At 50.4% G+C, this 4919-nt stretch carries 7 protein-coding genes; 4 read left to right on the top strand and 3 right to left on the bottom strand.

Going from position 1 to position 4919, the window contains the following annotated elements; all coding sequences use genetic code 11:
• The coding region (locus H6F68_RS00350) for an alternative oxidase (protein ID WP_277875983.1) at nucleotides 1-220 on the bottom strand (220 nt) is incomplete at its 3' end.
• A gap of 340 nt (nucleotides 221-560) precedes the next feature.
• Between H6F68_RS00350 and H6F68_RS00345 the strand changes: the two genes are divergently transcribed.
• Nucleotides 561-1337: a cyclopropane-fatty-acyl-phospholipid synthase family protein gene (locus tag H6F68_RS00345; protein WP_190555719.1), complete on the top strand. Its 777-nt coding sequence runs from the start codon at nucleotides 561-563 to the stop codon at nucleotides 1335-1337.
• Nucleotides 1338-1352: 15 nt separating this feature from the next.
• Nucleotides 1353-1688, top strand: coding sequence for a cupin domain-containing protein (locus H6F68_RS00340; RefSeq protein ID WP_190555718.1), 336 nt, complete (start codon nucleotides 1353-1355; stop codon nucleotides 1686-1688).
• A 4-nt stretch (nucleotides 1689-1692) separates the two neighbouring features.
• Here the strand turns inward: H6F68_RS00340 and H6F68_RS00335 are convergent, their stop codons facing one another.
• Entirely contained in the window at nucleotides 1693-2424 is a 732-nt protein-coding gene (locus H6F68_RS00335) for a Crp/Fnr family transcriptional regulator (RefSeq protein ID WP_190555717.1), read from the bottom strand.
• Nucleotides 2425-2494: 70 nt separating this feature from the next.
• On the opposite strand from H6F68_RS00335, the gene H6F68_RS00330 reads away from it, so the two are divergent.
• On the top strand, nucleotides 2495-3049 hold the full coding sequence (locus H6F68_RS00330; RefSeq protein WP_199299835.1) for a transposase: 555 nt from the start codon (nucleotides 2495-2497) through the stop codon (nucleotides 3047-3049).
• A 452-nt stretch (nucleotides 3050-3501) separates the two neighbouring features.
• Nucleotides 3502-4272, top strand: a complete 771-nt coding sequence (locus tag H6F68_RS00325; RefSeq protein ID WP_190555716.1) for a hypothetical protein — start codon at nucleotides 3502-3504, stop codon at nucleotides 4270-4272.
• Nucleotides 4273-4465: 193 nt separating this feature from the next.
• Here H6F68_RS00325 and H6F68_RS00320 read toward each other — a convergent pair.
• Nucleotides 4466-4919, bottom strand: a 454-nt coding sequence (locus tag H6F68_RS00320) for a site-specific integrase (protein WP_190555715.1), incomplete at its 5' end; no start/stop codon positions are given.

The raw sequence follows: 4919 nt of genomic DNA, 5'->3' as shown, positions 1-4919 counted from the left end.
GATGGTGCAGTTCATTCCAGGACTCAGCAAAATGCACTTTCAGCCAGTCAGATTTGCGCCACCACCCCATCGTTTCATACAAATGCAAGACCGAGGTGTAGGCAAAATAAGGCACCCGAGCCACTGTTTCCAGGACAAAAAATCGCGCAAAAATGCGATCGCGACCTCGATAAAAGGTGTTGAGCAGCGCCTCTAAGAAGTTAACGAGCAGTCGTATCATGGTCCAGATCCTCCAAAGCTGCTATCGCAATCGATAGGAATAAAATTGCCCCCTCACCACCAGGAAAGTAAAAAGAGGCAAGACAACAGGTGAATGACTCTCACTTTGCCAAATTGTTCTCACCAAGAATATGAGCTACCTCATAAACCTAGATCTAGTTGGGTGCAGGGGGAGGCATCTTGTGATTACGGTTATTGGCTCTCATCTAGTTAAGCTGCTCTGGCATTCAGGCTACCATCATGCTTCAACCTCAGATTTCGTTGACACTTCATGAGGTAGCTCATATCTCTCTTGTCCGTAGTTTGACAAAGTAGAAACATCTGGACTGGAGGATAAAGCCATGTCTCAATCAACCATCAATTTTGCAACGGCTCCTGGACATCAGGTGATGGCAAGGGCTGGAAAGAAGATTCTGCGACCGGGTGGTAAAGCTGCCACTGAGCAATTGTTTCAGTGGGCTCAATTCCAACCGGGGGAAACGGTTTTAGAGTTGGCGGCCAGTTTTGGCAATAGCGCGATCGCCCTCGCCAAACAATATGGGGTTCGGGTGGTAGGGATCGAAAAGAACCCTGAAAGTGTGGCCCGTGCTCGTGCCAATATTCAAGCCGCTGGGTTGGCAGAACAAGTGCAGGTGATTGAGGGCGATATTTTCCATTTAGAGCAGATTCCAGAGCAGTTTGACTACGTGCTGGCAGAAGCCATTCTCACCATGCAATCGGCTTCAGGCAAAGCCAAAATTATGAGAGGTATTTGCGATCGCCTCAAGCCAAGAGGGAAGTTCCTCTCCCATGAGTTGTTAGCCCAGGACCAGGAAGCAGAAATTCATCAAGCCCTGGCAGCCGCGCTTCGAGCCAACTCAACTCCGTTATCTGAGACCAACTGGATCGCAGCTTGTGAAACAGCCGGATTACAAGTTTCACAACATCAGACAGGAGCAATGGGACTGCTCAGTCCAGCTCGCGTCATTCAAGACGAAGGACTGGTCAATTCAATCCAAGTCTTCTGGAACGTCCTCACTCATCCTCAACTGCGCGATCGCCTGCTGGCCATACGGCGAGTGTTCAAGCAGTACGAACAGGAGTTAGGTTATTTCATTTTGTGTGCAGAACGGAACTAGATTAGGAGACCAACGATGACTACGACAATGCAGACTTCCTCATCGCTGACGGCTCAACTCAAAGACAAACTGGAGTATCCTGACACAGGAATCCTCAGCAAAGTGTTACTCAAACTTCCTCATTGCCAGTACACTCTCTTGTCTCTAGCCGCAGGCACTGAGATTGCGGAACATAGCTCAGCTCGTAACGCCGTGGTTCAAGTACTGGAAGGGCAAGGAACGCTGAGATTAACAGGACAAGATATTCACCTGGAACCTGGTGTATTTGTGCTGATGCCTGCTAATGCGCCTCATGCACTAAAGGCATCAGCAAACCTGGCGTTTCTGCTAACACTTTCGGATGCAGGTTAGTGGTCTATTTTTTGGTGGGGGTAACAGGGAGCGAATCTGCTTCTATCGTGCCTTGGGCGATCGCATCCAGCCTTTCCCAATCCAAGATAGTGATTTTCCCACCTCGGCTGTAAGCAACAACTGAGTGCAATTGCTTGAAGAGCCGCACACACTCTTCGTAGGTGATGCCGATGCTGCGAGCAATCTGGTAGTGAGCCAGGCGCAAGGTGAGGCAAGCTCCCTGTGCAGTTGTTTCTGTGCCCTGCTCTGTCGCTGAATATTGGATCAGGCGAGCTAACCGCACGATCGCCCGTTCTGAAACGAGCCCATGTACGACTTCATGCAACTGCTGAAGCCGCTGATTCAAAACAGCCATCATCTGTAGCGCCATTTCTGGGTTCGCTTGAATCACCGCCAACAGCGCTTCACGGTTCACCATCAGCACTTGGGCCTGAGCCTCAGCCATCACGGTGGCAGGAGCAATGCCATTACCAAAGAGAGCAGGAGCCGCAAAGATGTCGCCACTCGTCAAGGTTCGCAGAATCGTCTCTTTCCCACTCGCTGCTGTTTTTGAAACTCGCAACAGTCCCTGAATCAGAGCATAGAGGCGAGGGGGCAGGCGATCGCCCTCGTGAGAGATGATTTCCCCGACTTGATAGGTTTGAACCACCGTGTGGGGCTGTAGACTTGCAAGTTGCTCGGACTGTAGCTGGGCAAAGATGGAAATGGATACAAGTTGCTCAACGGTTGCTTTCATTCACCAGGCTCACGACTTCTGCGGATTCCGCATTTAACCTAACAAAAGTTGATTAATCTGAGGCAACAGGATGACTTCATCGCCGTTAAACTTAGCCCTGGCAAATTCTTCTCCTAAACCACACGTCCAAGCTTGGTATCGGCCCACGGTTTCTCTAGATAAAACTATCGCCAAAGTTGAAAAGCTCGCCAAACTCTATCTAGAAGGAAAACCTGCTCAGATTTTGGAGCAAACCCAAGCGGAGCTGTGTGATTGGCTTATGCAACAATTCAGACAAACTCCACTCAATGCTCAATTCTCGGATGACCTACGCTATCAAAAGGTTGCCGAGATGTTTATGGATATTGAAAATGATCATCTGTGGGTATCTGCTGAGGAGGGATATGACAATTCTATTTACTCAAACCCATTTTATGGATTTGCCTTTCTTGTCATGCACGACTATGACCACTACTTAACCGGGAGTGATTGGAGCCTGGGCGGGGAAATCACAGCTTACAAGGCGGCGGCCAGTCGAGCGCCCAGTTTAGAAATTCAAAAAATCCTCTACTCTCAGATTGTTCTCAGAGCAGCAGCTTACCTCTATTTAGGACATGCACCTGAACCCAAAACTGTTTTTCCCTAGCGCATTACGGGTATGGTTAAACTCAGCGGACCAGTCCCCCACTCCGCTGAGTTTAACCATACCCCTAGATAATGAGCTTGAACGCATCGACGATCAAGGCGGTATTGTTGCAATTAGTGGTAAGGTCAGACCTAGTGATCGGATTCAAGTTGAACAACGCATCTCCAGCATATTCTCACTGCGGTTGCCCCTCACGTGAGCACTGAATAGTCTGGCCACCATTGATGATGGTGCCAATCACATGTTCGATATCAATTCGATGATGCTTGGCTAGCCAAATATTACTCCAATAAATTCAACAAAGCTGGCAGCGCTGACAACAGTGGAAATTCAAGCCCTGGCGGCGTGTAAGGTGGCCTGGAATGATGGGCATGAGTGCACCACACTATCCAGCAACGACAGCCGCTCTCGCTAATTTGACCGACGATTTAACAATTACTAGGACTTCTACCATGAGATTATTTTCAAAACGTCAGTGGGTTTCTGCAACCGTCATTGCTAGCATCCTGTTGGTCAGAGCACTGGGTTCTACCGCCACCGCCAGCCAACCCCCTATCGCCACGATTCAACGCCTCAGCGCTGGTGACCGGGCCTGTTATGTAGAGCTAAAAGACGATAGTGGACAAACCTCAACCGAATTTGCCGAATTCGATATTTGTGAACAACAGCTAGTGGGCAAACGGGTACGTCTCACCTATGAATCGGGTAATATCCTAGCAGAAGCCTGCCAGGGAAATCTCGACTGCGGGAAAAGTGAGACGGTCATGCTAATTAGCCGGGCAGACGTTTTAGCGCCAGTCAATGCACCGACAAAAACCATCCAAGCTCTAGCTGACGGCAATTATCGTTATTGGAATGGAACGACCAATCAGAGCATCGTTTCCGACGAAACCCTCTTAGCCAATGGCGGCATCGTGTTCCACTTCCGCAAGCAGGGGAATAATGTGTCTGGAGTTTTTTCTTATGTGGATGGAGAAGCGATTTGTGTCGAGGGACAGGCCAACGACAACACCATTAGTGGCCGTGCAGTCCAAACCCTCCAGGGCGCTTCTGTGCGGAGTGCAGGAGAATCTTTTGCGAGTTTTGGTCCCAGTAAAGCTTTATCCGTCCGACGAGGATACAAAGTTAACCGCCAGGTGGTTCGCTATGATAGCGCGCTCCTGAATCTGGCTGGGATGAATCGGATTAATGTAGGCTCCCGGACACCTAGGGGGTGCGTTTAAGGAACAAAAAGCTGAGCGAGGAAGGCGAGCGCCTGGGCCTAGTGGAAGTTAGCACAGGGCTTGGAAGGTTAGGCTCAAAGAGAGTGGAGTTCTAAGCAGGCATAATCACCTCCAAGACTTGCTGACAAGATCGCCCCTGAGCAAATAGCCCGAGAGTGGTTAACCTAATAACGAAGTGATCGCCCTTAGAAACTCAGAAGCTCAGAGACGCGATCGCCCCCTCCAGATAGCGTTGGAGGGCCTGCAAGCTACGGTGTCCTGATATCTCCTGAATGACTCGTAATGGCACTCCGGCACTACTCATCCGGGTTAGAGCAGTTCGTCTAAAGCTGTGAGTACTCACTCCCACCAGCCCCAAGCGATCGCACGTCTCCCGCAAAATCTCATCTGCCGACTTAGGATTGATGTGCCCGCGCCCGTGCCGTCCGGGGAAGAGGTACTGCTTGCCCGCCCCGGCGCGGTACGTCTCCAGGTATTCCTTGAGAACCGAATTGACCGGAATCTGGCGCGTCTCCTGCTTGCCCTTTGTGTTGGCCTTGCGGAGCGTCATCTTGGCTCTGACCCCAGCAGCATCGTAAGCATCCGTTGTGAGCATCGTGCAGGCTTCGCTAATGCGGCATCCAGTGTAGAGGCAGATGCCAAAGAGA

Source organism: Trichocoleus sp. FACHB-262 (assembly GCF_014696035.1).
In the GTDB taxonomy this organism is placed as follows: Bacteria; Cyanobacteriota; Cyanobacteriia; order FACHB-46; family FACHB-46; genus Trichocoleus.
This window is presented reverse-complemented; position numbering and strand designations above follow the sequence as displayed.

What these genes read in the sequence shown, in the direction of transcription:
- H6F68_RS00345 (WP_190555719.1), top strand. Translation starts at nt 561, where the DNA reads ATGTCTCAATCAACCATCAATTTTGCAACGGCTCCTGGACATCAGGTG.
- H6F68_RS00340 (WP_190555718.1), top strand. Translation starts at nt 1,353, where the DNA reads ATGACTACGACAATGCAGACTTCCTCATCGCTGACGGCTCAACTCAAA.
- H6F68_RS00335 (WP_190555717.1), bottom strand. Translation starts at nt 2,424, where the DNA reads ATGAAAGCAACCGTTGAGCAACTTGTATCCATTTCCATCTTTGCCCAG.
- H6F68_RS00330 (WP_199299835.1), top strand. Translation starts at nt 2,495, where the DNA reads ATGACTTCATCGCCGTTAAACTTAGCCCTGGCAAATTCTTCTCCTAAA.
- H6F68_RS00325 (WP_190555716.1), top strand. Translation starts at nt 3,502, where the DNA reads ATGAGATTATTTTCAAAACGTCAGTGGGTTTCTGCAACCGTCATTGCT.